The organism is Streptomyces sp. NPDC053755, from assembly GCF_040677675.1.
Classification (GTDB): Bacteria; Actinomycetota; Actinomycetes; order Streptomycetales; family Streptomycetaceae; genus Streptomyces.
Window position 1 is genome coordinate 1 of the sequence record NZ_JBFASK010000045.1, and the last position, 22,758, is coordinate 22,758.

General features: G+C 71.9%; 27 protein-coding genes and 2 pseudogenes. 13 read left to right on the top strand and 16 right to left on the bottom strand.

All coding sequences use genetic code 11. The annotated features are described in order from the left end of the window. Positions 1-249: 249 nt before the first annotated feature. Positions 250-627: a hypothetical protein gene (locus AB0K65_RS29045; RefSeq protein WP_365721668.1), complete on the top strand. Its 378-nt coding sequence runs from the start codon at positions 250-252 to the stop codon at positions 625-627. Positions 628-747: 120 nt separating this feature from the next. Here AB0K65_RS29045 and AB0K65_RS29050 read toward each other — a convergent pair whose 3' ends face one another. Further along, on the bottom strand, positions 748-1,308 hold the full coding sequence (locus AB0K65_RS29050) for a DUF4913 domain-containing protein (RefSeq protein ID WP_365721670.1): 561 nt from the start codon (positions 1,306-1,308) through the stop codon (positions 748-750). Continuing rightward, positions 1,301-1,848: pseudogene (locus AB0K65_RS29055) on the bottom strand (TraG/TraD/VirD4 family protein); the annotation flags it as partial. The gene AB0K65_RS29050 and the pseudogene AB0K65_RS29055, both read right to left, overlap by 8 nt. Between AB0K65_RS29055 and AB0K65_RS29060 the strand changes: the two are divergent. After that, positions 1,846-2,416 (top strand): annotated as a pseudogene (locus AB0K65_RS29060) (tyrosine-type recombinase/integrase); the annotation flags it as partial. The pseudogenes AB0K65_RS29055 and AB0K65_RS29060 sit on opposite strands and share 3 nt — an antisense overlap. Positions 2,417-2,502: 86 nt before the next feature. Here AB0K65_RS29060 and AB0K65_RS29065 read toward each other — a convergent pair. From AB0K65_RS29065 to AB0K65_RS29080, 4 genes are all read right to left on the bottom strand, one after another. Then, positions 2,503-2,721 carry a hypothetical protein gene (locus AB0K65_RS29065; RefSeq protein WP_365721672.1) on the bottom strand — a complete coding sequence of 73 codons (219 nt, stop codon included), beginning with the start codon at positions 2,719-2,721 and terminating at the stop codon, positions 2,503-2,505. 194 nt (positions 2,722-2,915) lie between these two features. Beyond that, positions 2,916-3,128, bottom strand: coding sequence for a hypothetical protein (locus tag AB0K65_RS29070; RefSeq protein ID WP_365721674.1), 213 nt, complete (start codon positions 3,126-3,128; stop codon positions 2,916-2,918). A 136-nt stretch (positions 3,129-3,264) separates the two neighbouring features. Beyond that, positions 3,265-3,735 (bottom strand): hemerythrin domain-containing protein, encoded by a 471-nt coding sequence (locus AB0K65_RS29075; protein ID WP_365721676.1) that lies wholly within the window; start codon positions 3,733-3,735, stop codon positions 3,265-3,267. Between the two features lie 206 nt (positions 3,736-3,941). After that, entirely contained in the window at positions 3,942-4,523 is a 582-nt protein-coding gene (locus AB0K65_RS29080) for a TetR/AcrR family transcriptional regulator (RefSeq protein WP_365721678.1), read from the bottom strand. A 57-nt stretch (positions 4,524-4,580) separates the two neighbouring features. Here AB0K65_RS29080 and AB0K65_RS29085 point away from each other — a divergent pair, with 57 nt between their 5' ends. Continuing rightward, positions 4,581-5,009 (top strand): DUF1707 domain-containing protein, encoded by a 429-nt coding sequence (locus AB0K65_RS29085; RefSeq protein ID WP_365721680.1) that lies wholly within the window; start codon positions 4,581-4,583, stop codon positions 5,007-5,009. Between the two features lie 123 nt (positions 5,010-5,132). Here the strand turns inward: AB0K65_RS29085 and AB0K65_RS29090 are convergent, their stop codons facing one another. Next, the gene (locus tag AB0K65_RS29090; protein ID WP_365721682.1) at positions 5,133-5,906 is read right to left on the bottom strand and encodes a hypothetical protein; all 774 of its coding nucleotides are present in this window, start codon (positions 5,904-5,906) and stop codon (positions 5,133-5,135) included. Between the two features lie 737 nt (positions 5,907-6,643). On the opposite strand from AB0K65_RS29090, the gene AB0K65_RS29095 reads away from it, so the two are divergent. After that, on the top strand, positions 6,644-7,114 hold the full coding sequence (locus tag AB0K65_RS29095; protein WP_365721684.1) for a hypothetical protein: 471 nt from the start codon (positions 6,644-6,646) through the stop codon (positions 7,112-7,114). A gap of 228 nt (positions 7,115-7,342) precedes the next feature. After that, complete coding sequence (locus AB0K65_RS29100) at positions 7,343-8,122, top strand: hypothetical protein (protein ID WP_365721686.1); 780 nt, start codon at positions 7,343-7,345, stop codon at positions 8,120-8,122. Between the two features lie 143 nt (positions 8,123-8,265). Here AB0K65_RS29100 and AB0K65_RS29105 read toward each other — a convergent pair whose 3' ends face one another. Then, positions 8,266-8,643, bottom strand: a complete 378-nt coding sequence (locus AB0K65_RS29105) for a DUF1330 domain-containing protein (protein ID WP_365721688.1) — start codon at positions 8,641-8,643, stop codon at positions 8,266-8,268. Between the two features lie 220 nt (positions 8,644-8,863). Between AB0K65_RS29105 and AB0K65_RS29110 the strand changes: the two genes are divergently transcribed. Continuing rightward, the gene (locus AB0K65_RS29110) at positions 8,864-9,886 is read left to right on the top strand and encodes a hypothetical protein (protein WP_365721690.1); all 1,023 of its coding nucleotides are present in this window, start codon (positions 8,864-8,866) and stop codon (positions 9,884-9,886) included. Between the two features lie 643 nt (positions 9,887-10,529). On the opposite strand, the gene AB0K65_RS29115 is transcribed toward AB0K65_RS29110, so the two are convergent. Together AB0K65_RS29115 and AB0K65_RS29120 are read right to left on the bottom strand one after the other, a co-directional pair. Continuing rightward, entirely contained in the window at positions 10,530-11,249 is a 720-nt protein-coding gene (locus AB0K65_RS29115) for a cation transporter (RefSeq protein WP_365721692.1), read from the bottom strand. Then, the gene (locus AB0K65_RS29120) at positions 11,249-11,584 is read right to left on the bottom strand and encodes a metalloregulator ArsR/SmtB family transcription factor (RefSeq protein ID WP_365721694.1); all 336 of its coding nucleotides are present in this window, start codon (positions 11,582-11,584) and stop codon (positions 11,249-11,251) included. Before AB0K65_RS29120 ends, AB0K65_RS29115 begins: the two co-directional genes overlap by 1 nt. A 148-nt stretch (positions 11,585-11,732) precedes the next feature. Between AB0K65_RS29120 and AB0K65_RS29125 the strand changes: the two genes are divergently transcribed. Then, positions 11,733-12,383: a hypothetical protein gene (locus tag AB0K65_RS29125; protein WP_365721696.1), complete on the top strand. Its 651-nt coding sequence runs from the start codon at positions 11,733-11,735 to the stop codon at positions 12,381-12,383. Beyond that, a complete protein-coding gene (locus tag AB0K65_RS29130; protein ID WP_365721698.1) occupies positions 12,380-12,757 on the top strand; it encodes a peptidase inhibitor family I36 protein in 378 nt (125 codons plus the stop codon). Before AB0K65_RS29125 ends, AB0K65_RS29130 begins: the two co-directional genes overlap by 4 nt. A 116-nt stretch (positions 12,758-12,873) precedes the next feature. Here the strand turns inward: AB0K65_RS29130 and AB0K65_RS29135 are convergent, their stop codons facing one another. After that, positions 12,874-13,143 (bottom strand): hypothetical protein, encoded by a 270-nt coding sequence (locus tag AB0K65_RS29135; protein ID WP_365721700.1) that lies wholly within the window; start codon positions 13,141-13,143, stop codon positions 12,874-12,876. Positions 13,144-13,393: 250 nt separating this feature from the next. Further along, complete coding sequence (locus tag AB0K65_RS29140; protein ID WP_365721702.1) at positions 13,394-13,585, bottom strand: hypothetical protein; 192 nt, start codon at positions 13,583-13,585, stop codon at positions 13,394-13,396. Between the two features lie 690 nt (positions 13,586-14,275). On the opposite strand from AB0K65_RS29140, the gene AB0K65_RS29145 reads away from it, so the two are divergent. The 3 genes from AB0K65_RS29145 (at position 14,276) to AB0K65_RS29155 (ending at position 16,560) form a co-directional block, all read left to right on the top strand. Next, on the top strand, positions 14,276-14,650 hold the full coding sequence (locus tag AB0K65_RS29145; protein ID WP_365721704.1) for a hypothetical protein: 375 nt from the start codon (positions 14,276-14,278) through the stop codon (positions 14,648-14,650). 153 nt (positions 14,651-14,803) lie between these two features. Next, positions 14,804-15,166, top strand: a complete 363-nt coding sequence (locus AB0K65_RS29150; protein ID WP_365721706.1) for a metalloregulator ArsR/SmtB family transcription factor — start codon at positions 14,804-14,806, stop codon at positions 15,164-15,166. Between the two features lie 560 nt (positions 15,167-15,726). Next, positions 15,727-16,560, top strand: coding sequence for a hypothetical protein (locus AB0K65_RS29155; protein WP_365721708.1), 834 nt, complete (start codon positions 15,727-15,729; stop codon positions 16,558-16,560). Positions 16,561-16,563: 3 nt separating this feature from the next. On the opposite strand, the gene AB0K65_RS29160 is transcribed toward AB0K65_RS29155, so the two are convergent. Continuing rightward, on the bottom strand, positions 16,564-16,830 hold the full coding sequence (locus tag AB0K65_RS29160) for a hypothetical protein (protein WP_365721710.1): 267 nt from the start codon (positions 16,828-16,830) through the stop codon (positions 16,564-16,566). Positions 16,831-17,536: 706 nt separating this feature from the next. Here AB0K65_RS29160 and AB0K65_RS29165 point away from each other — a divergent pair. Further along, entirely contained in the window at positions 17,537-17,824 is a 288-nt protein-coding gene (locus tag AB0K65_RS29165) for a hypothetical protein (RefSeq protein ID WP_365721712.1), read from the top strand. A gap of 381 nt (positions 17,825-18,205) precedes the next feature. Here the strand turns inward: AB0K65_RS29165 and AB0K65_RS29170 are convergent, their stop codons facing one another. From AB0K65_RS29170 to AB0K65_RS29180, 3 genes are all read right to left on the bottom strand, one after another. Next, on the bottom strand, positions 18,206-18,448 hold the full coding sequence (locus AB0K65_RS29170) for a DUF5133 domain-containing protein (protein WP_365721756.1): 243 nt from the start codon (positions 18,446-18,448) through the stop codon (positions 18,206-18,208). A gap of 330 nt (positions 18,449-18,778) precedes the next feature. Further along, positions 18,779-19,168 carry a hypothetical protein gene (locus AB0K65_RS29175; RefSeq protein ID WP_365721714.1) on the bottom strand — a complete coding sequence of 130 codons (390 nt, stop codon included), beginning with the start codon at positions 19,166-19,168 and terminating at the stop codon, positions 18,779-18,781. Positions 19,169-19,766: 598 nt separating this feature from the next. Next, positions 19,767-19,982: a hypothetical protein gene (locus tag AB0K65_RS29180; RefSeq protein WP_365721716.1), complete on the bottom strand. Its 216-nt coding sequence runs from the start codon at positions 19,980-19,982 to the stop codon at positions 19,767-19,769. Positions 19,983-20,330: 348 nt separating this feature from the next. Here AB0K65_RS29180 and AB0K65_RS29185 point away from each other — a divergent pair, with 348 nt between their 5' ends. Continuing rightward, the gene (locus tag AB0K65_RS29185; RefSeq protein WP_365721718.1) at positions 20,331-22,676 is read left to right on the top strand and encodes a PP2C family protein-serine/threonine phosphatase; all 2,346 of its coding nucleotides are present in this window, start codon (positions 20,331-20,333) and stop codon (positions 22,674-22,676) included. The last annotated feature ends 82 nt before the right edge of the window (positions 22,677-22,758 follow it).

Genomic DNA, 22,758 nt, shown 5'->3' on the forward strand with positions numbered 1-22,758 from the left:
CCCGACCCAGAGGTGCGTGAGGAGGCTCGGCTCGCAGCAGCCGAGATCACCGCCGCCGAGTAGAAGGGCCTCACCCCCAACTCTTGACTATTGCTGCGAGGGTGGCCCCGACCAACGGGACCACCCTCGACCGTTTCCGCTTTCCTGGGGGTCACGGGATCGCGCTTCGGCGACGCGACTGTTCCGCTGCGACATCGGGCAGGGTTCACCAGTCGCCGGACAATCCGGCGCGAGAGGGAGGGAGACCAGATGGCCCAGGATCTGGATGCCGAGCTGTCTCGCATCTACGAACGCTGCATTGAGGCGGTACGCACGATCGCTGCGCTCGACCCGACCAAGCCCGTCGAGGGATGGAACCAGTACACCTGCACGTCCGCCAATGAGTTCGCGACGGACGTCGAGATGGCGTGGCTCGCGGCTCACCCCGGGCACGAGGCGCGTGACGCGTACCAGGCAATCATGGAGGGCGTTCCCGTCGAGCGTGCGAGCGTCTCCGGGGACTCGCCCACGCGATACATCACGTACGGACTGACGTCGTTCGGCCGTGTACTGCAATGCATCGAGGCCATGCGCGTCGGCCAATTCGATCCGCACGCGCCAGGCGGCATCCGAAACAACGCAGCCTGATCTTGACTCCCTCGCCACGCTCTTGGTCGACCCCACCGACGCCCCCAGCGTCCTGCGTGCCGTCCTAAGGTGCGCGGGCTGAGGAGGCATGCCGCCGCCGGTTTCGGCGGCGGCGCTTCCTCACGGGACGTTGTGCCGCCAGGCGCTGGGCACGAGGCCGGGCAGCCGGTGCTCGATCTGGTACTCGCCTTTGACGCAGCCTGCGAAGGGGCCGGTGGGAGCCCTCAGCTCGCGTATGCAGGGGTCGTAGTGGTCGCGGTGCCAGACGGAGGGGCCGGTGTAGTCGCAGGTGGCGGGGTCGGTGAGTTCCTGCCAGGCGAGCCAGAGGGCGTGGAGGCGGGCGACGGCGACGGGGTGCTCGAACCAGAGGTGACACCAGCGGGCGTCGGCGGAGGGTCCGGCGAGGTAGCCGGGGACCAGGACGCCTTCGACCCATTCGATCAGGGCGCGCAGTTCGTCGTCGTACTCGGGTGATTCGAGCAGAAGGATGAACGGCGGGAACTTCCACTCTGCTTCGTCGTCGGTGTCATCGTCGTCTGCGTCGGCGCTACCGGCCGGGTCTAGGCCGGGGCCGCCTTGGGTGAGTGCCTGAAGCTGGGCGGTCAGGGCGGCGACTTGGGCTTTGAGGTCTTCGAGGTCCTGGAAGAGGCCGACGGGTACCTCGAAGTCGGGGTCAGACACGGCGGGCGGCCTTCCGCTGTTCGTGGGCGGCGACGGCGCGCTTGGTGATGGCCTGCTCTTCGGCGGCCATCTGCGGGCCGATGTGGGCCTGGCCTTCTCCTCGTACCAGGGGCGCAGGGCGATCTGGGCGACGGGCATGCCGGTGGACATCAGCAGGGCGGTGCCCTTGCGCATGGCGCGGATCTGGGCCGGGTCGAGGACCTGCTCGCGCTGCTCGGAGTAGCTGCGGCTGGCGCCCTCCTTGCCCTTGGAGTAGGAGCCGCGTTCGACGGTGTGGGCGCCGGTGAGGGTGGAGACGTCCTGGGCGAAGCGGGCGTCGTCGATGCCGACGCCGATGAGCTTCTTGGTGGCGGCCGACCACATGGCGTCCATGCCGACCTCGCCCCAGGCTTTCACGCCCTGCCGGTAGGACTGGAGGATCACGTAGGGGGTGATGCCGCGGGAGCCGAGGTGGCTGTAGAGGTCGGGCAGGTCGGCGATCTTGCAGATGTTGGCGGCCTCGTCCAGGATCGCGCGCATCGGTTCGGGCAGGCGTCCGCCGCCAGCAACCTCGGCTTGCCCGTCGCCGCGGCCGACAGCACCGTCGCCACGTACCTGACGTACTGGCTGAACGGCATCGCCGTCCACCAGGTGCGGGAGAACACCCACACCCGCTACGCCGCCTGCGTCCGCCTCCATCTCAACCCCGGCCTCGGGGCAAAGAAGCTCGCCCGGCTCACCGCCCGCGACGTCCGCACCTTCCTCGACCGCCTCCGCGTCAGGAACAGCTTGGAGGGACAGCGGCCTCGTCTTCACCACTCCGACTGGCGGCCCTCTCGACCCGGCCAACCTCACCCGCCGCTTCCGCAGATTCCTCGATCAAGCCGGGCTCCGCCGGATCCGCTTCCACGACCTCCGCCACTCGACTGCCACCCTGCTTCTGGAGCAGGGCATCGACCTCATCGTGATCAAGGAGCTGCTCGGCCATGCCCACATCGGCGTCACCGCCGGCGTCTACACCCACGTCCGACTCCGGCTCCAACGCCAGGCCATAGACACCCTCAACGACGCCCTCGGCGAGGCCGACAGACGCCCTGACAACCCACCCGCCACGGTAGTCGTCCGCTGACGTTGCCGTGACCGTTGCCGTCAAACGGCGCAGGAGCCCCGCCGAGTTTCCCCGGCGGGGCTCCTGCGATTCACACATACCACGGATCAGTCGTAGTACCCGGGCGCGAAGATGGTTACTCCCTCGACTTCGGACCCTTCTTCATCGGGGGCCGAATTGAACAAAGCGAAGCAATCCTTCGGAAATTCGATTCCGGATGCATCTTCGGTGCCGACGATCCCGAGGCGACTCAGATCGCCGATCACTTGATAGTCGCGGCCGAAGAGAGGGACTTCCCCCACAGAGGCATCCGCATTCGGGGTCACCTCAATCAGCTCAAGCCTGTCTGATGCGTCGAATTCAAGAAGCAGGCCGAGCTGAACGTAGTGATCAGTCAGAGGGCCTGTATCGCTTCGGCGGAACGAGTCACACGCACCAAGGCGCGCTTCCTCAACTCGCCGCGACTCTCCCCGAAACGGGCCACATCAAGGCCTTCACGTGGAATCACACGAAAGGACATTCACACCTCACCACCCTGGCGCAGGAAATAGATCATTTCCTTGATCGCTTTGTCGCACTTGGAGCCAAACTTTGATCGTATGTCATCGATGTCCATCTGTATGGCGCCTCGATAATCACCTTGATTGATCAAATCTTGCTGTTGCGCCCTATGCTGAATCGCTTCGCGACTACGCCCCCAGCTAGCCGTTCTGTAGTGGTCTGCTTTATCCATTTGGATGGACGGTCCGTGATCCCTCGACAGGCCATTGATTGAATTGGGGGGCATGCGGTTGATCTCAGTTCCATGCACGTTCCTGCCCGTGGTCGGTGGAGGGGGAACCCTGCGCGCGGGGCGGCTGTCCGCCGGCTCATATCGGGCCCAGGACCTCACCGGGCGGGGCCGCCAGCTCGAGGGTCTCCAGGACGGTGAGCAACTGCCGTTCCTCGTAGCGGAAGTGGTTCTCCATGATCGCGGCGATGCCTTCGAGGTGCTGGTCGAGCTCCTCGGGCGGCGCGGACCGGCCGACCGCGGCGCGCAGGCCGTTGAGCAGGTAGGCGATCATCGAATGATCCTGCTGGAGCGCGCGCAGTACCGGGCGCAGCTGGGGGTGCGCGGCCGCGATGGCCGGGAAGAGGGTGCGGTCTTCGCCCTGGTGGTGGGCGTCGAGTGCGGTGCAGAAGCCGTGGCAGTACAGCAGCAGGTCGCGGGTGGCCGCTTCACCGGGGGTGCCGTCGGCGAGGGAGGCGCGGGTGACCGACAGTGCTTCCCGCAGCCGCTGGTGCACCTGGCGGAGTTCTCGGCTCCAGGCGACGAGCCTGGTCGTCTCGCGCTCAGACACGCGAGAGCGAAGGGTGCGACGAGTGCATCGTCGGCCTCCTTCGGTCCGGCGCCTCCATGCCTGACACGGTCTGCCACCGGCACGCGACGCTTCCCGTACGGTACCGCACCGATGCGGGGCCTACGGCCGGGCGTGGGCTGGCTGTTCGGGCTCGCCGCTGCGCGGCTTGTGCCGTCTGCCGGTGTGAGGTGGCGCCGAAAGCCGCGTCAGGCCGCCGGGGGCTCGTGCGGTGTCAGTGCGTCGAGTGCGCGGTCGAGGGCTTGGAGGAGTGAGGGGTGTTCGGCGGGGGTGTAGAGCATCCGCAGGGCGAGCCCGTCGCTGAGGGCGATGACGGCGTCGGCGGTGGCCTGGGGGCCGGGGCAGCCGGCGGCTTGCAGCCATTGCGTGAGGGCATCCCTGACATCGCGGTCGACCTGGCGCCGGATCGCGGCGAGGCGGGGGTGATGGGCCGCCTGCGCGGCGAAGGCCAGTTGGGCTGCGGCTTCGGCGCGGCGTTCCTCGTCCAGCGGGAGGGTGGTGAGGACCAGTTCGCGCAACGCCCGGCGGAGCGGGAGGCCGGTGTCCACGAGCGCCATGCGCTCCTCGACACGCTCGCCGGCGAGTTCGGCGGCGAAGACCAGCATGTCCTCCTTGGTGCGGAAGTACTTCTGCACCGCCCCGGCGGACCGGCCGCTCGCCACGGCCACGGTGCGCACGCTGACCTGGTCCAGGCCCCGCTCGGCGGCGAGCCGCAGCAGGGCGGCGCCGATCCGCCGGCGCTGCTCGGGCCGGTCGACACTCTTCGGCATGTCGGCTGCTCCCCTCGTTGAGATACAGTCGTATTCTATCGATGCAGGGGGAAGACGATGGACGACGACCACAGCAGACCCTCCACCGCGGCACTCCGGATCTCGGACGCCGACCGCGACCGGGCGCTCGGCATCCTGGCCTCGGCACTGGCCGAAGGCCGGCTCGACGCCCAGGAACACGCGCACCGCGTTCGGTCGGCCCTGCGGGCACGCACCGCTGACGACCTCGGCGCCCTCACCTCCGACCTGCCCTCCCCGGCGCCGACTCGCGCCGAACAGGACCGCGAGGACCTGGCGGAGTGGCTCAGGGAGTGGCGGTACTGGCTGGGCGGGCTGGTGATCCTGTCGTCCGTCTGGGGCGTGCGCTGCCTGCAGAGCGGAGAGCTGACGCCCTACTGGCCGGTCGCCCCGCTGGGAGTGTGGGCGGCCGTGCTCGCGGCCTTGGCGATCTGGCCCCGCAGCCGCAGCCGGAGCGGCGAGAACTGACCCTCGGCGGGTTGGCGCGTGTGCGCCTCACGGGCGGCGGGGCGTGGGGGTGTGCGCCGCACAGGCGGCGGGGCGCGGCGACGCGTCCGGGAGAACACGCCCCTGTGGGGGCCCGGACCGGCGCTACTCGACGTCCTCGGACTTCAGCAGTCGGCGTGCCGCCGTCACCAGCTCGCCCAGAGCGGCGTCGAGGCTCTCCTCCTGGTCCCGTCGCCGTGCGCGAAGGTGGGCCCGGTAGGTGTCGTCGAGCAAGAGGAGCCTGTCGTCGTCGCTGAGGTGAGGCAGCTCCGCCAGCGCCGCGCGGGCTGCCGATCTGCACGCCGCATACCCGCTCTGGTCGCGGGCGAGGTTGGCGAGGCGTGCGTCATGCAGCGCACGGAGCGCTCGCTTCGCCCCGACGTGCTGCGGCGACATCGCGGGGATGGCGTCCAGCCTGCGGCGGACCCGCTCCGCCGGGGCGCGGTCGTCCGCGAGGTCCATCCGGCTCTCCACCACTGCGACGACTCTGCGAGCCAGCCTCACCAGGGCCTCGGGGGCGATCAGTTCGAGCTCTGCCTGCTTCTGCGACAGCTCCAGGTACGCCGTTCGCATGGCCGCCAGTTGAAGCCCCTCGTCGTCCCGTTCGTAGAGCGTCTCCGCGCAGGCCGCCGTCTCTCGTGCCTTCTGCACGAACTGGGCTGTCTCGCGCCTGCGGTCGTCCCACAGGGCGGCCAGCCGCTGTGCCTCTGCCGTGATGCGCGCGGCGTCCCGAGCGGCGTCGGCTTGAGCACGGCCGCCCCGCAACTGGATCCGCGCGCCGATGAAGTTGCCGAGGACGCCTCCCGCGATGCCGAGGAGCGCCACCACTGCGGCGAACACCTCGGGATTCCCCTTGATCGCGTCGATGACTGTGCCCATGGCGGTCATCGTGCCGCGAACCGCTTCGCGGTGCCGGCTGATTGACGGCCCCCGCATCCCGCGCGGTGGTCCTGTTGAGCGGGGACATCTGGAGCAGGGCGTCGAACTCGTCGTGATCAAGGAACTTCTCGGCCACGCCCACATCGGCGTCACCGCCACCGTCTACGCTCCGGCAACGGGCGATGGCGACCTCGATACGTCCCCAGGCGCCGGGGGTGGCCGAGTGGCTGGTCGACGACTTCTTCCCCGGCGACGGGCAGAGCGTCGTGGCCGGCATCGACCCGGCCAGCGGGGCCTTCGCTGGTGCAGTGGATCAGTCGCCCGGGAACGTTTTCCGCCTGTGGAGTGGTGACATGGTCGACGCGGCCTCGGCTAGCTCTTGGGCGAAGGCCGTCTGGAGGCTGGTGAGCGAAGTGTCGATTCACTCCTGGACAGGAGTGTTGCCCTGGGCTCGGTACTCGACTGCCTGAACGAGGCGTTCCCGCTTGTCCGCGTCCTTGGCCACGATTCGCCTGTGGGGTGTCGTCGGCCTGATACTCGGCCACCACCCGCCGGCCGCCGATGCTCCGCCCAGGGACATACGTGCGTTGGGACACCGGGGCGGGTCCGCGGCGATGGTGCCCTGCGACCGCAGCGGGGCGGCTGCCACTGTCAGACCCAGGTGGCAGCATCACCGAGGTGAACGCCCTGAGGCGTCCTCAACTCACCTCCGTCGCCAATGAAGAGGAGCATTCCCCATGCGAGTGCGTCGCGTAGCGCCCGGCATCGCCGCGGGCATCCTGGCCCCGGCCCTCCTGCTCGCCACCCCGTCCTTCGCCACCCCGTCCTTCGCCACCCCGTCCTTCGCCGCCACGGCGACACCGACCGCGGTGACGGTGCCCGCCGTGTCCTCGTCCGCGGACGAGCCGGACGCCGACGACCTGAAGGTGGCCATAGCCAGGATCCTCGCCGACCCGGACAGCGGTCGGCGTGTGACACGAGAAGCCAACGCCCTCCTGGACGCCGACGACCCCGACGCGATGCGCGCCTGGCTGGAGACCGGCTACCGCATCGCCCAGGCCGAGGACGACCGCGTCGCCATCGCCCGCATCCTCGCCGACCCGTCCATCAGCCCGGCCCTGCGCGCGGCGGCCAACGCCGCCCTCGACGACAACACACCCGAAGCACTGCGCCACTTCCTGGAAACCGGCAGGTACCAGGTCGCCTGACCGGCCCGGCGCCGCACCACAGCGCGTCGCCTGGGTGACGCCCCCGGCCGCCCGCCCGGCCGCCGGAACCCCCAAGAATCCAGGCGGTGCCGCCTGCACTTTCTGTGTGCCGGCGGCACCGCCCGGCAGACTCTGTGCCGGCTCGGCGGCCTCCGCAGAGCTTTGTGGTCTCGCCGCCCCGTGCGGCAGGGGCCACCGACACCTCCGACAGCAGAAAGCTCATCTTCCATGACCGCACAACCCCTCCACACCGAGCGCAGCGGTGGGCAGACCGCTGCCGTCGTGACCGGCCTGCCGTTCACACCTCAGCTCGTCAAAGCGGTGTTCAGGGACGTGACCTCGCTGCACGTCTCCCGGCCGGCAGCGTGGGCCGCCGCGTCGGTGACGCGGACCGTGCTGAGGGAGATCGTCGACGGCGCGAGAAGCGCGGCGGCCGAGGAGACCAGGACGAGGCTGATTCCCCAGGACCTCGTCTCGGCGATCGACCGGAACATCGAGGTGGAGGTGGGAACGGCGTGGTATCTGCACAGCCCGACCTTCCACGGCCTGATGGGCGAGGTACGCGACGCCGACGGCGCGCTGGTGTCTCTTCGTGAGCGCCGCGGGGCGCGTACGCCGAGTGGTGTGGCCGGCGCCCACCGGTTCGAGGCCGGGGTGAGAAGGCTGCTGAGGAGCCGGGGGGTGAGGGCCGTCCCGGCGATGGTCCGCGACCTGGACGGAATCGCGAGCGTGTTCCTGACGGCCCTGGCCCGGGACGCGGCCACGGTCGTCCGCGAGCGCGGGGTCAAGCGGTTCGGGACGGTCGCTCTGGTGGAACCGGGCGAGCCGGCCCCGGCCCCGCTGCTCAAGGACCCCCTCCTCGCCCAGTCCACCCGCCGCGGCGGGGACGGGCGCACTGTCGGCGTGGACGACGTCCTGGCCGCCGTCACGATGCAGCTGTTCGGCGATCTCGGACGACGCGCCGTCACCGAGGCGGCCGCGATGGCACGGCACAAGCAGGCCGACTGATCGGGCCCGTCCCCTGCGCTCAGTCCGCTACGCACGCTTCCCACGTGCGCGCGGCTCCCGGAATCCGCCCGGCTCCGGACGGACGGTGCCGGCGCGGATGGCGCTCCTGTGTGGTTCTGGGATCTGACGACGTCCCGGCCCGTTTAGGGGGCCGGGTCGAGATCGGTGTCGCCGGCGGACGGTGCTTCTTCCGCCCGGAGGGCCGCCGCCCTGCGGCGCGGGTCGTATGCCGGTCCGACGCCTTCGATCAGCAGCAGGTCGCCGTCGATGTGGTCGGTCCGCAGGTGCTGGATCTCCCGGTATGCGGGTGAGCGGTACCAGTCGCGTGCGGCGGCCAGGTCGGGGAACTCGATCAGGACCATGCTGCCGGGCCAGGTCCCTTCCACCACCTCGGCGGGCGGACCGTGGACGATGAAGCGGCCGCAAAACGGGTCGAGGGTGGCCTGGATGCGTTCCAGGTACTCCAGGATGTCGGGGTGGTGGCGCCGCTCGCGCAGATGCGCGAAGCCGTAAGCGGGCATGTCGGGTCCCTCTGCCGGTCGGTCCGTGTCCCCGTGCGGGACGACGCGGTGAACGTAGCCACCGGGCGGATCCGGTGGCCATTACCCCCGAGGTAATCGATCTCGGTCCGGGTGTCCGGTCAGGGTGGGGGCATCGGGGCGGCACGGGGCCGTCGTGAAGGAGACGGAGCGGGGTGGGCGGGTGTTCACGCAGAGGCGCACGGCGTGGGGGATCTCGTGGGTGGCTGCCGCGGTGGCGGTGGCGGTGGCGGCCACGGCCTGGCCAGGCGCAGCGGCGGCGGAGGTCTCGGGGACGGCCTGCCCGGAGGCGCGGGCGGGCATCGAGCGGCTCGAAGGACGTATCACGCCCAACGTCTGCGCCTTCCTGCAGCGGCAGCTCGCCTTCGGCGCGATGCCGACCGGCGAGCCGCCGCTGCCCGGGGACAAGGCGCTGCAGCATCCCCGGGTCGCGGCCTACCTGGACATCTTCGATCCGGCCGCGACCCTCTGGGAGGCGGGGAGCCCTCCCAAGAGCGATCACCGCGTGATCGGCGCCGCCATCGGCGGCTCCCTGAACATGGTCCCCGACCTGTACTACACCGGCACCGACGTGGTAGCCGACGGCGGCGTGGTGATGTTCGGCCAGTGGAACACGGCGACCGTCAAGGGCCACAAGGTGGCCTACCCGCAGATCGCGCGCAATGTTCTGGGGGACGACGGCAAGACCATCCAGGCCCGTCGCTACTACGACCGTCACGTGCTGGTACGCGACACGCTGCCCGACGCTCCCAGGGGGCTGTTCGACGGCATCGCGGACAGCGGCAGGCCTCTGGCCCCCGGCCGGGGCCGCGCGGGCGTGACGGCGGCCGAGCTGCCGGACCGCCTGGCCGCCTGGAACACGGGGAACACCGATGCCCTGCTGCGCCGGATGAGCGGCGCGCGGCTGGCCGGGCCGGGGCTGGCGAAGTCCCTGGCGACGCAGGCGGGCAAGCGGGCCTACCTCCAGCGCCTCTTCGACAGGGCTGATCTCGAACTCAAGGCCGGTCAGGTCGGGTTCGGCCAGACCACCACGTACGTCGAGTGGTACGGCACGGTCACCAGGAAGCAGTCGGCATCGGCCGGGGAGAAGGGCGTCGCCGTTCCGTTCGGGATCGTGGAGCGCTTCGGGCCCGACGGTGCGTGGGAGTTGTACTTCGACACGCTTCCGGTCCTGGCCGACCAGGAGACGATCAACGGGCTCTTCGCGCGGCTGAGCGCCCCGTAGTGCCTCATCATCCCAGGGAGTAGCGGCGCCCTGTCGGGGGTGCCGCTGGCGGGGGTGCCGCTGTCGCAGCCGTGTGCCCGCCTGGTGGTCGGCGTACGGACTTCTCTTTCCGGTCGGGGGTACGGGCGAGCGTCCCCGGCTCTGGCCGTTGGCATCGGCAGCAGGGCAGAGGATCCCGGTCGAGGTCGATGCTCCGATCAGGGGCACTGGCGCGATGAGCCCCAGCCCGTCGTCTGAACCGACCGCGCGTGGGACGAGCCCTGGTACCGGGTCCGCATGGCGGGCTTCGAGGCGTCGTTCCTGCCCGGCGACGGCGAGGACGGGGGCGAGGTCTGCCATGCCGCTGTCTTCGTGACTCCGAAGGACGGGTCTCGTCGGACTGCGACCGTGTTCACCGTCGCGGAGGTCGAGCGCCTGACGAAACGGTGGGCGGGGACCGGCGAGGCCCTCGGGGGCCGGTACTTCCGGGCCGGGACGGCCCGATCGTCCAGGACCCGGTCAAGACCCCCTTCGGGCCGTTGCGGCAGCGTCACGCTGTCGGCCTTGAAGGAGTGGGGAGCCTTCGCTCGCGTGGCCGGGCGGCGACGGACACCGGGGCTCGCGGCCTGCCTGCTGATCTCGACGGTCACCGCGCCCCCGGGCGTCACGGGCAGCAGGTGCAGCCCGGTGTGCAGCCGCACGTGTCCGCCTCGGCCGCGGCCGCTCCGAGGGCGGCCGGGGTGCGGGCGGTGGAGGCGCAGCAGCCCTTGCCCTGCCAGGCGTCGCGGCCCTCCTTGACCGCGATGGCGGCGATGACGAGGGCGGCGATGGGGTCGGCCCAGGTCCAGCCGAGTGTGGCGTTGAGGACCAGGCCGATCAGGAGGACGGCGGAGAGGTAGGTACACAGCAGGGTCTGCTGGGAGTCGGCGACCGCGGAGGCGGAGCCGAGTTCGCGCCCGGCCTTGCGCTGGGCGGCCGAGAGGAACGGCATGACCGCCAGGGAGAGGGCGGCGATGACGATGCCGGGGATGGAGCGGTCGGCCTCGCCTGTGCCGGCCAGTGCGCGGACGGCGTCGATGCTGACGTAGGCGGCCAGCGCGAAGAAGGAGACGGCGATGATCCGCAGCGTGGTCTTCTCCCGGGCCTCGCGCAGCGCGTGATCGCGGGCGGAGAACTGCCAGGCGACCGCGGCGGCGGAGGTCACCTCGATCACGGAGTCCAGTCCGAAGCCGATCAGCGCGGTCGACGAGGCGAGCGTTCCGGCCGTGAGGGCGACGGCGGCCTCGACGACGTTGTAGGTGATGGTCGCTGTGACCAGCAGGCGTATGCGCTTGGCGAGGGCGTCGCGGCGGACGGCGGACGGCCCGATGGGCAGGGACGCCATCAGCAGCAGCCTTCCGTGGCGGCGTCCGGGCAGGTCCGGTCGGACTCGACCGCGATCACGGCGGCGAGCAGGTGGTCCAGGGCGTGACCGAGGCGTTGGCCGGCGAGTTCGTAGCGGGTGCGGCGCCCGTCGGGCACGGTGAGGACGAGACCGCAGTCCCGCAGGCACGCCAGGTGGTTGGACAGGCGGGTGCGGGAGATGCCGAGCGCGTCGGCGAGGTCGGCGGGGTAGGCCGGTGCCTGACGCAGCGCCAGGAGGATGCGGCAGCGGATCGGGTCGGCGAGCGCGCGGCCGAAGCGGGCCAGCACGTCGATATCGGAGGCAGCGGTCAGCACCCCTTGAGAGTACAGCCAAACGTGAATTCACATAATCATGGACAATCGGTCGCACGCCCGGGCCATGAGGGGCGGCGCGCCGAGTCCACCGCGGGTGGCCGGCTCGGCTGCCGCGTGCCTTCGGCACCACATGATCGTTTGCACCGGTGTGACGACCAACGCTCCCCCCGTGCGGGCCGTGAGCCGGACCGTGGTGGCCGCCACGGTGACGGCGCTCCTCGCCGGGGCCTGTTCGGCAGGGCCGAGCCCGGCGCTGCCCGCCTCCGAGAAGGGCCGCAGCGACCTGATCGCGACCGCGCAGCAGGCCCTCGTGGGCCGGTGTCTGCACGCCCGGGGTGCCGCCGGGCCGCCCCCGCGGCAGGAGGTGCTGTTCGGGGCCGGGCCAGCCGAGCTGTCGATCACGCTCGCCACCGGTCACACCGTCCGCGCCCACACCGACGGCTGCCTGGCCGAAGCGCACCGCTACCTCTACGGCGACCAGGAACGCTGGTTCCGCGCCCAGGTCACCGTCAACAACCTGCGTCCCGAGGCCCAGGCCCGGCTGCGCGCAGACCCCGGCTACCGGGCCGCTCTGGCCCGCCGGGCCTCCTGCGGCGACCACGACACGGCCTGCGTCCGGGCCAGCGGCGTCGAGCCGCTGCGGGACCGCCTCGAGCCGGCCCGGCTCGCACAGGTCCGTGCCGCGCACCGCGAGGAGATCACCACCTACGGCCGCCTGCGCGAGCGCGCAGTGCGGCGAGCGGCCGGCCTCCTGGCCGACCGCCCCTCCCCCCACCAGAAAGGCAACGCACCCTCATGACCCTCAGCCGACTGCTCACCTCCGCCGCCGCGGCGTTCCTCGCCCTCACCGGCAGCCTCGCCGCGGCCGCGCCGGCCGGCGCGGCCGAATGTCCCAGCGGCAACTTCTGCGCCTGGGAGAACGCCGACTACCAGGGCCAGCGGTCGAACTGGTCCGGTGACGACGGCTGGTGGGAGAGCTCCATCGCCGACGACGACTCCTCCTGGGCCAACCACGGCCTCGAGGGCCCGGGCATCCCCGCCTTCGTGCAGGTCTTCGAGGACTTCGGGCAGCGCGGTGACATGACCCTCTGCCTCGCCCCCGGCCAGGAGGTCGACTACAACGGTGCGGCCAACGACCGCGGCGACTCCCACCAGTGGGCCCACAGCTGCTGAAACCCGACGCGCCGCCCGGGGCCCGCCGTGTTCCGCCGGGCCCCGGGCGGGCGGCTCCACCGAGGCCCAGGCCGGCCTCTGACAACCTCCGCAACGCGGACCCACGCCCGCCGGTCTCACACAGTCCCCGAAGGTGGGCCGTATGCGGTGGCGAGGGTGACCCGGGCGGTCCATGACCCCGGTTGCCGGAGCGGTTCCCAGGTCACCTCCACCTCGGTGTCGTGGAAGTCGCGCGCGAGCTGCGTCACCATCACCGCCGCCGCGGCCCGCGCGTCTCGCGGGCCGGTGCCGATCGGCACGTCCAGCCGTCCGCAGACATCGCCGCTCTCGGTGACAACGCTGATGCGCCAGCCCTCCGGCGTCGCATACAGGAAGATCCCCTTCACAACGCCTCAGGCGGGCCGCTTCCTCTTCTCCTTCGTGCGTCTCACCATGCCGCCCGTCCAACCTCGTCGAGTTCATGGCGACGGGCCGGGGTAGCGGATCCACCGCCGCGGTACGGGTTCGCGGCCTCGCGCGGCAAGCCGCACCTTCAGGACAGACCGTCGACGAGCCCGAAGCCCACCGGGAACTCCTCCAGGAACTCACGGCGAGCGGGGTCGGCCTCGGCAGCCGTCATCTCCCCGAGCAGAGCGATCAGTTCGGCCGCTGATCACTCGGCAGCGTGCCGACCGCGCGGGCGACGCCCTCCGTGACCTCGACCGCCTCATCCTGATCCATCTGCTCGTCCTCACTGCCCTCCATGAACCACAGGACATCGGCCACAGCCTCGGCCAAGGCACGGGTCGGGGACGGGTACGAAGACGTCACGGCGGTCTCCCAGGACATCAACCGCAGAATCCGGCCATCCCACCGCACACCGCTGACATCACGATCCGTGAGCCTCCCCGGGAAGGGCACCAGAGGCCGCAGGAAACCGGCCGGAGGTGTCCTGCGCCGCCCGCCGGCCGGGTCTGTGGCGGGTGGCGGGCGGCGGGAGGCCCGCCCGCGGTCCGTCACGTAAGGCCGGTGACGCACTCCAGCGCCTCCTCGATCCGCCGGCGGCGGGATGACCAGTCGGTCGACTCGGGGGCGGCACCGCCTTGTCTCCATGACCGCGGGTGCCGGCCGGGCGCCGCCTCGGCCGGCACGGCCACCGGAGCCACCCCACGGCACGATCAGCCGCCGGGCCGACGGGCCGAACTCCCCAGCCCGGACGCGGCGTCGGTGGACCCGCTCGGCAGCTCGTCCTCCCGGCGTCGTCGGTCAGGACAAGCAGCGGGCCATCGAGACGGAGCCTGGTCGTGCCTTCGGCGCCGTCCGGGAGCTTCACGGCCGGCGGGACCTCCGGTCGGTTCGCCGGCGCACGAAAGGCCGCCCGGAAACGGCCGGGCCGTCCTGTGCCCGGGGCATCGCCTTGTGGCGAAAGCCCTTCATCCCCCGCGCCTTTGGTGTCTAGTGGAAGCCGTCCGTGATCACCACTCGGCCGGTGGCTTGCCGCCGGGCCGGGGACGTCGAGAACCAAGGGAGCAGGCACCGATGGTCAGTGTGGAAACGTCGTTGAAGGAGGCGATGGCCTCCATCGAGGGGAGCGTGGGGGTCGCGCTGGTCGACTACACGAGTGGGATGGCGCTCGGCGCGCTGGGCGGGAGCAAGGATCTCGACCTGGCCGTGGCGGCGGCCGGCAACACCGACGTCGTCCGGGCGAAGCTGCGGACGATGGAGATGCTCGGCATCGAGGACGGCATCGAGGACATGCTGATCACTCTCGACAGCCAGTACCACCTCATCCGGCTGATCAAGGGGCGGGGCGGCAACGGCCTGTTCCTGTACATGGTCCTGGACAAGGGCAGGGCGAATCTGGCCATGGCCCGGCACCAGCTGAGGCGGATCGAGGCGGATCTGGAGCTGTAACCCTCTTCCTGTCGCCCGGCTTCGCATGCCCTCGACTTGAAGGAATCTTCAAGTCGACACATCTGAAAGTGATCAGTCGAGGATGGGCCGGAGCCGGGACGCGGGAGAATGGGTCCGCAAGCAGAGGTCAGGGCAGTCGGGGAGAGTCGTCGCATGCAGGTGCCGCTGTACCAGGCCAAGGCGGAGTTCTTCCGCATGCTCGGGCATCCGGTGCGGATCCGCGTCCTGGAACTGCTCCAGCACGGCCCGCTTCCCGTGCGCGAGCTGCTCAAGGAGATCGACATCGAGCCGTCCAACCTCAGCCAGCAGCTGGCGGTCCTGCGCCGTTCGGGAATCGTGGTCTCGGTCCGCGACGGCGCCACCGTCAGCTACGCGCTGGCCGGAGGCGACGTCGCCGACCTCCTCAAGGCCGCACGCCGGATCCTTACGGAACTGCTGGTCGGCCAGAGCGAGCTCCTGGCGGAACTGCGGCACGCCGACACGCCGGCGGCCTCGCCTTCGCAGCGCGGTTCGTGAGGCCGCGCGCGCATCCTCGGCCCGCAACTCCCCCCTGAACAGGGACCCGGTGCGGACTGTGCGACGACCGGATGCCGCTCCGAGCCCCTCGCGCTCCTCTCCTGTGGCCGGAGGGTCTGCGGGGGCAGGGGTGGCGGCCTTCGGGGTGAGGATCGTGTGCTCGCGACTGCCCTCGGAAGGCCGGTTGACGGTGAATCCGACGTGGGCCACGACGCGCCCCGTCACGGCTACGGCGGCGGCCGCTCGCCGTCGGTGCACGGACGCCTTCCGCAGGGCCACTCCCCCGCTCGCGGGGGCCCGCGACGCGATCCGCGCGGCTCTGGCCCGTGAGGGAGAAGCCGTTACGCCCGGCATCACCGTGCCGCTCTCCCCGAGGACCCCGGACGCGGACGATGCGCGCGTTCAGCTACCCGCGGGCCGCCCAGGCCGGTGACGTCGAAGCCGCCCGCGAGCTCGCCGGCGCCCAGCCGCGGACACCCGAACCCCCGTCGATGCCGGGGATGGGCTCACGCACTGGTCGATCGGGCGAGCGCCGGTGATCGCCCCTTACGATCACGTCCATGTCGACCACACCGTCCGCCCCCGTCCTGCGCGGCACGGGCGGCGCCGCCCTCCGCCACGAGGACGACGCACTGACGCTGCGCCGCGGGGACGAAGAGATACGCATCCCCCTGCAGGCTGTCCGCGACGTCGTACCGGACCGGCGGGCCGTCGCCGTCGAACTGCGGGTCCCTGCCGGCGGCACGCCCGTCACACACCGGATCGACGGCGTCAGCCAGGCCGCGGCGGACCTGTTCGCGACGGCGGTGGGCGCTGCCCTGGCCGCCCTGCCGGAGCCGGGCCCGTCCTTCGACGGAGCCGCGCTCGTGACGACCCGCTCCCTGCACATCCCCCGTGACCCCGGACCGTCCCGCACCGCCTGGCAGCAGGCCCGGACCACGGCCTGGCTCCTGCTCGCTGTCGTGCCAGGTCTCGCGACGCTCATCGTGACCAGCGTGCTGTATGTCATGCACGCAGAGGCGGGCATGCTCATCCTCTCGATCCCGATGGGGATCGTGACCGTGTTCCTCAACCTCGCGAGCGCCACCGCCGGGGAGCGGGTCCTGCAGATGTGGCTGTTCCCCCGGCGCGGTATCACGGTGGTGGCGGTGCGCAGCAGTCCGTACGGCACGTCGGGGACGTACGAGTACACGGATCCGAGCGGCACGACCCATCGTTACCACCGGTCCGCGTCCGCCGGCCGGATCGAGGTCAGCTACCACCCGGACGACCCCGGCCAGGCGGTCGGGGTCTATCCCCCCTCCACACGTGTGCTGGCCGCCATCGGGACCCTGCTGCTGTGGGCCGTCACGGCGGGTCTCATCTTCGTGGAGATGATGGCCGCCACCGAGTGACCATCAGGCCGCGGAAGGCGGGGCGTCGTGGACGAGGTGTCCAGACTGGGCCGTCTCGCGCCTGCGGTCGTCCCCCAGGGCGGCCGGCCGCTGTGCCTCTGCCGTGATGCGCGCGGCGTCCCGAGCGGCGTCGGCTTGAGCACGGCCGCCCCGCAACTGGATCCGCGCGCCGATGAAGTCGCCGAGGACGCCCCCTGCGATGCCGAGGAACGCCACCACCGCGGCGAACACCTCGGGATACCCCTTGATCGCGTCGATGACTGTGCCCATGGCGGCCGTCGTGCCGCGAACCGCTTCGCGGTGCCCACTGCTCGACGGCCCCCGCATCCCGCGCGGTGGTCCCGCCTCGCCCGACGGCTCGATCCGCAGGTACGCAGGGTCACGTGGACATTCGACGCCGTCGAGCCGGGGCGCGGTCGGAGCCGGCAGCGGGGAAGGGCGGCCGGCGCAGGGCCTGGTTCTCCACAGCTCGCCCGGGTGCCGGAAGGTGGTGTTCGCCCTTGTCGAGCCGTCTCGCCTCATGCCGTTCGCGGGCTGGTCGGCGCGGGCTCTACCCATGGGACCGGCCGCCCCGATCTCCTCGCCGACGCCGGTCACGTGACGCGACGCCCGACGGAATACCGGCCTCCTCGCGGTGCATGGGCACCACCGGACCGCCTGCGCCGGCGCCTTCGACGAAGACCGGGCACCCGGACCGTTTCGGGGCGACTTCACGTACGGCTCGACGGTGGTGCGGGTGAGGCCGGGCGGGCAGGCTGGACGGAGTCCGAGGGCGTGGTCTGCGGGGCCGTTCCCGCTGGAGCGGTGCCCACCAGGGCGCGGGCGGCCGGGCGCCGGCGTGGCCAGGAGCGATGGAGTACGCATCCGTCGCGTCTGAGCTGCGGTAACAGGGGTAGGCGGGGAGAACCGCCGCCCGACGCATGGAGTGCGAGGACCTACGCCCCCGTACCCCCGCCGCACCAGGAGATGCCCCGCCATGAGCCTCACGCCGGTCCTGCCCCTCCCCCGCCGGTCGGTGCGCGCAGCCGCCCGCGCGTCTGACGCTCTTTCGCCCTCGGCGCTCGACGCGATGCTGGACGCCGCCTACGAGACGCACCGCCGTTTCCGTCATGGCGCCTTCGCCGAGCCCTGCCCGACCTGCCACGTCCCGGCGGGCGAGCTCTGCCTGGCGCGTCGCAGTGTGCACGCCGCCCGCCGACTGGCGCACCGGGCCCGGGTGGCGCAGGCCGAACCGGTCTCCCCCACGGCCGCCGAAGCCCGCTGAACGCGTGGGTGGGCGGTGTCGACTTCATGTGCCGGCTGGAGGGGCCCGGCGCGGACCGCGAGAGCCGACAGGCGGGCTGAGGTGCGGCGTGTGACGGCCGGCGGACCCGCCCCTCTTGTGTCCGGATCACCGAGGGACGCCGGAGCGGGCCGGGCACGGCCACCGGGGTGTGGACGGTCCCGCAGCGGGTGATCGGACGCCGTGCCCGGCCCGATCCGCCGCGCGGACAACACGGCGGAAGGCCGCCCGGGTGTCCCCGGGCGGCCTTCCGCCGTCATCGCCGCGTGCGTCGGACGGTTCCCGGCCCCGATGTGGTCTCGTACGGCGCTCGGGCGCTGTCGGCGAGCCGGGCAGCCGTGCCCCACCCGCCTGCGAAGGGGGCTACGCCGCCAGCGTCGCGTCTTCCTGGGAGACGCCCGCACGGCCGGTGTACTGGTCGAGCAGTGCGTCCGCCGCGAGCAGCGCCCGCTCCAGGGTGCGTTCCCCCGTCATCACGCACAAGGTGTACGTGGTGTCTTCAAGGGCCCTGCTGGTGGCCCCGGTAGGGCGCACGTCGTGTTCGATGCGCGCCTGAGCGAACCGAGCCAGCACCTCGCGCAGTTCCTTCTCCGCCGGAAGGATCATCGCCGTACCTCTCCCCTCACAGCCCTCCCGCGGTACGGCCAGGCCGTACCGCGGGGTGGTGACCGTCTCCATGGCATCCGGCGCCGGGGTCCGTGCCCCCGGCAGCGTCAAGCAGAACGTCGGATGCCCCGGATCGGGAGGTCTATGCCTCAGCGTTCACGGCCATCGGCCTGCCTCCTTCACAGGGGTCACGGGGCGGCGGCGCCAAGGCCGTCCGCAAGACGACACGCGGCTCGCCGACAGTGGCCGGCACGCTGCGGACAGCGGGGCCGGCCTCTGCCTCTGCCTCTGCTTGACCGTCCGGGGAGTCGGCGCCCGGCCCCCACCGGGTCACACGCGTTCTCGCGGCTCTTCCCCGACGGCCGCCCGATGCTTCCGCCCCTCGGACACCGCCGGCGGCGCCGCCTTCCGGTCCTGCCGTTCACGCTGCCGGGCGGCCAGGGCCCTGGCCAGCACCTTCGCCCGGTAGGGATGCGACGTGCCGAGGGCCTTCGCCACCTCCACGGCCTCCTCCAGCAGGGCCAGCCGTCGCTCGGGCAACTCCCGCACCAGGGGCGACGCGCTCTCCTCCACCAGGACGTACGCCAGCTTCGAGCCGTACGCCTCCGGGGCGACCTGGGTCAGAAGGCGGTAGATCCACAGCCCCTCCGCACCCCGTACCACCCGCCGGTTGGCACTGAGCAGCCTGACCCTCGCCAGCACGACCATGTCCTGATCCATCGATCCCCCTTCGTCCCCCACCCCCGGCCGGTGCACGTCACACGGCGAGACAGCACGGCGAACGCGCCGACAACCGAGAAAGGCTGAAGGCACGTTGGCCGGAGAGTGGATGACGACGAGTCTGATGCGCGCCACCGGCTGCCACAAGGCCGGACGGACGTGCCGTGCGTCCTACCGAAACCACCTGGCGAACAGGCATGATGGACCTGACACGCACACAATCCCCGTCCGCCTCAACCGAGTCGACTCACGTCGCCCGGAGGGGCCGCCCGCCGGGGTGGATCGCGGGCGCCGGACTGTTCCCCTCGCCCGTCCCTCGCGGGGGGGGGGCCGTCTCTCGTGTGGTACCTGTCTTCGCGTGGTGACGGGGCGGTGGCGTCGAGGCCGGTTCAGCAGACCGCGCCGTTCTTCCCGCCGTCGGCGGCACGCCGAACGGCCCGCACCGTTGTCCGGTGCGGGCCGTCCGACCACCCACGGGCCCGCCGGAGGGGGGAAGTCCGGCAGGGCCCTGCATATCCCGAGCGGTCCCATTCGCTCCTCACCCCAATGCCCCCGATCCCGCCCCCCACACCTGCCGATCTCTCGAGATGCCCGCCTGTCAGCGGGCGGCGACCAGCGCCTCGTACAGAGGGGATGCTTCGTCGCCGACGAAGCCCCGGATCGCGGTCAGGTACTCGCCCCGGTCGACACGGCCGTCGCCGTCGGCGTCCGTGGCGCGGTAGACACGTCCGTGCAGCGAGCGCGCTGTGGAGACCAGGGGGGCGTGCGGGTCACGGCCGAGTCCCGCCGCCCCACGGCCCGGCGGGAGAGGCACTCCTCGCGGGAGATCGCTCCGTCGCCGTCCAGCATCGAGCGTGCGGGAGATGCGCTCCGCTCCCGCGCCACCATGAGGTCCACCGCCAAAGCTCTTCGCTGGTTTCTTCCGACCGGATCGGACAGCGGTCGCGCACTCATTCCAGCCCGCTTCCGCCCGGTGCCGGCACCGCTGCCCGGGGGAAGCGGTGAGGGTTGCGGCACGGTGCGCCCGTTCCGGCCCCGGCAGCGCCGGTACTCCTGCCGTGGGCGCAGGGGCCGGCGGCAGGAGTACCGGTGCGTCACAGGTCCTTTTCGGGCCCGGTGAGATAAGGATCTTCGGGACGGAACGGGCGGTGAGGGGGAAGTGGTGACCGGCGCACGGATCGACCTCCGCGAGAACGGGGGCGGGCACGCACGCCCGGTCAGGCTGATGCTCGTGGTGGGCTTCTCCTTGGGGATTCTGGCGCCGACGCTGCACCACTTCACCCTGTCGGGGGCGGGCGGCGCCCTCGGCATGGGGGACGGCGTGCGGGTCCTGTCCCAGGTGCTGGTGGTCTGCGCGTCGCTGGCCGGGCTGTTCACGGCCGGCCGGGCCGTCGACGTGTACGGAACACGCCCTGTGGTCCTGGGGTCGCTGGTCGGGTCATGCGTCGGCGGAACCGTCATCGTGTCCGCGCCGAACGCGTGGGCGTACGGTGCGGGTCTGGTCGTGCAGAGCGCCTCGATCATGGGTTCGGTGGCCGGGTACGTGGCGTCGGTACCGGTGCTGCACCTGACGGGGCGTCTGAGCCGGGCGGTGGGTGCGGCGTTCGCCGTGCTCGCCGCGGCCCTCACCACGGGCGTGCTGCTGGCGCTGGTCGCCGAGGGGGTCGGGGGCTGGCGGGCGGTGGAGGCCGTGCCCTTGGCGGTCTCGGTGTGTCTGCTGCCGGCCGCCGTCCGTCTGCTGCCCGTGACGGCGGTACCGGCCGGCTCGTCGCCGGCGCCGCCGGCTTTCGGCGCCGGCTGTGTGGTGACCGTCGTGCTGGGCGGGATTTTGCAGGCGATCCCGTTGCGCGACTGGCTGGACGCCACGGTGGTGGCGCTGCTGGCGGTGGCGCTGGCCGTGCTGACGGTGTCCTGCCTGCCGGCCTGGCCGTCGTGGCGTGGCCGCAGACGCGGGCGTGAGCGGGACGAGCGGGGGGCGTGGAAGCCGCGCGTGGTGGTGGGTGCGGCCGTCATGGCGGGGGGTGTGTGGGGGTTCGGGCAGTCGGCGACGGCGACGGTGCTGCTGGTGCTGCTCACCGAGCCGAGCGGTACACCGCAGGAGAGCATGGTGGCGTGGATGGGCTTCGGCGCGGGTTTCGTCGCCGCCGGCCTCTACGCCATGCGCCGTGCGGTGGCCGCGCGTGCCGCCTCCGCGCTCGGCCTGACTCTGGCGGCGGTCTGTACCGCGCTGCTGCCGGTCCTTCCCTACGGCCGTGGTCTTCTGGCCACCGTCCTCGCGGTCCTGGCCGCCGCCGGGATCGGGTTCGGCATCATCCTGGCGCAGGTGCCCTGGACCACCCGCCTCCTGGTCGCCCTTCCCGTACGGGGGCGGGGGACGGTCGCGACGGCCTATCCCGCGGCGGTGGTCCTGGGTGGTGCGGCGGTCAGCGGCATCCCCTACGGGTCGGTGGTCCCGCAGGCCACGCGCGCGGTCACCGGTGAGGGGCTGCTGTGGATCACCGTGGCCGTCCTGGCGCTGGCCGCGGTCGTGCTGGGCCGCTCCGCGGTCGCCATCGCCGTCGCGGGTGCCGCGCTGGCCCAGTACCTGCTGGTCACCGCCGTCAGCGACGACCACTACGCGCGGCGTCCGCTGTCGATGACGGCGTTCGTCGTCACCGGGGTCATCGTCGGGCTGGCCGTGTGGGCGCGGAGCCGGCAGACCGAGCGCCTGGCCCGCACCCGGGCGGGTGCGACAGCGCTGCAGCAGGCGGTGCTGCGGCCCCTGCCCGCCCGTGCCGGAGATCTGACCCTGCGCGCGCTGTACCGGCCCGCGACCGCCGATACCGGCGTCGGCGGGGACTTCTACGATGTCGCGCACACCCCCTTCGGGACCCGTGTCCTGATCGGTGACGTGCGGGGCAAGGGGTTCCAGGCGGTGGAGACCGTCGCCGATGTCCTGGGCTGCTTCCGCTCCCAGGCCTACGAGACCGCCGACCTGACCGAACTGGTCGCGCGGCTCGACCGTCATCTCGCGCGGGCCGCCCTCGCCCGCCGGGACGGCGAACTGTTCGCCACCGCGCTGCTGCTGGAACACCCCGAGGGCGCCGACCGGCTGAGCGCCGTCAACTGCGGCCATCCCTTCCCCGTCCTGATCGGGCCCGGCCCACGGGTCCGGGAGGTGGAGGTACCGGCCCTGCTCCCCCTGGGGTGCGGTCTCCTCGCCCCGGGCACCCTGCCCGTCCCCACGCGGGTGGAGCTGCCCGGGGAGACGGCCCTGCTGCTGTTCACCGACGGCCTCAGCGAGGCCCGCGACGCCTCGGGGACCTTCTACCCGTTCACCGAGCGTCTGAGCGGCCTTCCGGCCGAGGACCTGGACGTCCTGCTGGCGCGCCTGATGGACGACCTGATGCGGTGGACCCACCGCCTGTCGGACGACGTGGCCCTCATCGCCCTCGCCCGGGGCCGCTCCTCGCAGTCCGCGCACGAGGCGGCGGGCGGGGAGACCGGGGCGGGTTCGCAGCCCGCCTGAGGGTGCGTGCGAGGTCGGGCTTCCCCTGAGGGTGCGTCCCGGGGACCCCCCCTGAGGGTGTGTCCGGAGGGCGGGCTGCCCT

Excerpts from the sequence above, each read along its gene's own strand:
- AB0K65_RS29045 (WP_365721668.1), top strand. The coding sequence starts at position 250 with ATGGCCCAGGATCTGGATGCCGAGCTGTCTCGCATCTACGAACGCTGC.
- AB0K65_RS29070 (WP_365721674.1), bottom strand. The coding sequence starts at position 3,128 with ATGGATAAAGCAGACCACTACAGAACGGCTAGCTGGGGGCGTAGTCGC.
- AB0K65_RS29080 (WP_365721678.1), bottom strand. The coding sequence starts at position 4,523 with ATGCCGAAGAGTGTCGACCGGCCCGAGCAGCGCCGGCGGATCGGCGCC.
- AB0K65_RS29085 (WP_365721680.1), top strand. The coding sequence starts at position 4,581 with ATGGACGACGACCACAGCAGACCCTCCACCGCGGCACTCCGGATCTCG.
- AB0K65_RS29090 (WP_365721682.1), bottom strand. The coding sequence starts at position 5,906 with ATGGGCACAGTCATCGACGCGATCAAGGGGAATCCCGAGGTGTTCGCC.
- AB0K65_RS29095 (WP_365721684.1), top strand. The coding sequence starts at position 6,644 with ATGCGAGTGCGTCGCGTAGCGCCCGGCATCGCCGCGGGCATCCTGGCC.
- AB0K65_RS29100 (WP_365721686.1), top strand. The coding sequence starts at position 7,343 with ATGACCGCACAACCCCTCCACACCGAGCGCAGCGGTGGGCAGACCGCT.
- AB0K65_RS29105 (WP_365721688.1), bottom strand. The coding sequence starts at position 8,643 with ATGCCCGCTTACGGCTTCGCGCATCTGCGCGAGCGGCGCCACCACCCC.
- AB0K65_RS29115 (WP_365721692.1), bottom strand. The coding sequence starts at position 11,249 with ATGGCGTCCCTGCCCATCGGGCCGTCCGCCGTCCGCCGCGACGCCCTC.
- AB0K65_RS29130 (WP_365721698.1), top strand. The coding sequence starts at position 12,380 with ATGACCCTCAGCCGACTGCTCACCTCCGCCGCCGCGGCGTTCCTCGCC.
- AB0K65_RS29140 (WP_365721702.1), bottom strand. The coding sequence starts at position 13,585 with ATGTCCTGGGAGACCGCCGTGACGTCTTCGTACCCGTCCCCGACCCGT.
- AB0K65_RS29145 (WP_365721704.1), top strand. The coding sequence starts at position 14,276 with ATGGTCAGTGTGGAAACGTCGTTGAAGGAGGCGATGGCCTCCATCGAG.
- AB0K65_RS29150 (WP_365721706.1), top strand. The coding sequence starts at position 14,804 with ATGCAGGTGCCGCTGTACCAGGCCAAGGCGGAGTTCTTCCGCATGCTC.
- AB0K65_RS29155 (WP_365721708.1), top strand. The coding sequence starts at position 15,727 with ATGTCGACCACACCGTCCGCCCCCGTCCTGCGCGGCACGGGCGGCGCC.
- AB0K65_RS29160 (WP_365721710.1), bottom strand. The coding sequence starts at position 16,830 with ATGGGCACAGTCATCGACGCGATCAAGGGGTATCCCGAGGTGTTCGCC.
- AB0K65_RS29165 (WP_365721712.1), top strand. The coding sequence starts at position 17,537 with ATGAGCCTCACGCCGGTCCTGCCCCTCCCCCGCCGGTCGGTGCGCGCA.
- AB0K65_RS29170 (WP_365721756.1), bottom strand. The coding sequence starts at position 18,448 with ATGATCCTTCCGGCGGAGAAGGAACTGCGCGAGGTGCTGGCTCGGTTC.
- AB0K65_RS29175 (WP_365721714.1), bottom strand. The coding sequence starts at position 19,168 with ATGGATCAGGACATGGTCGTGCTGGCGAGGGTCAGGCTGCTCAGTGCC.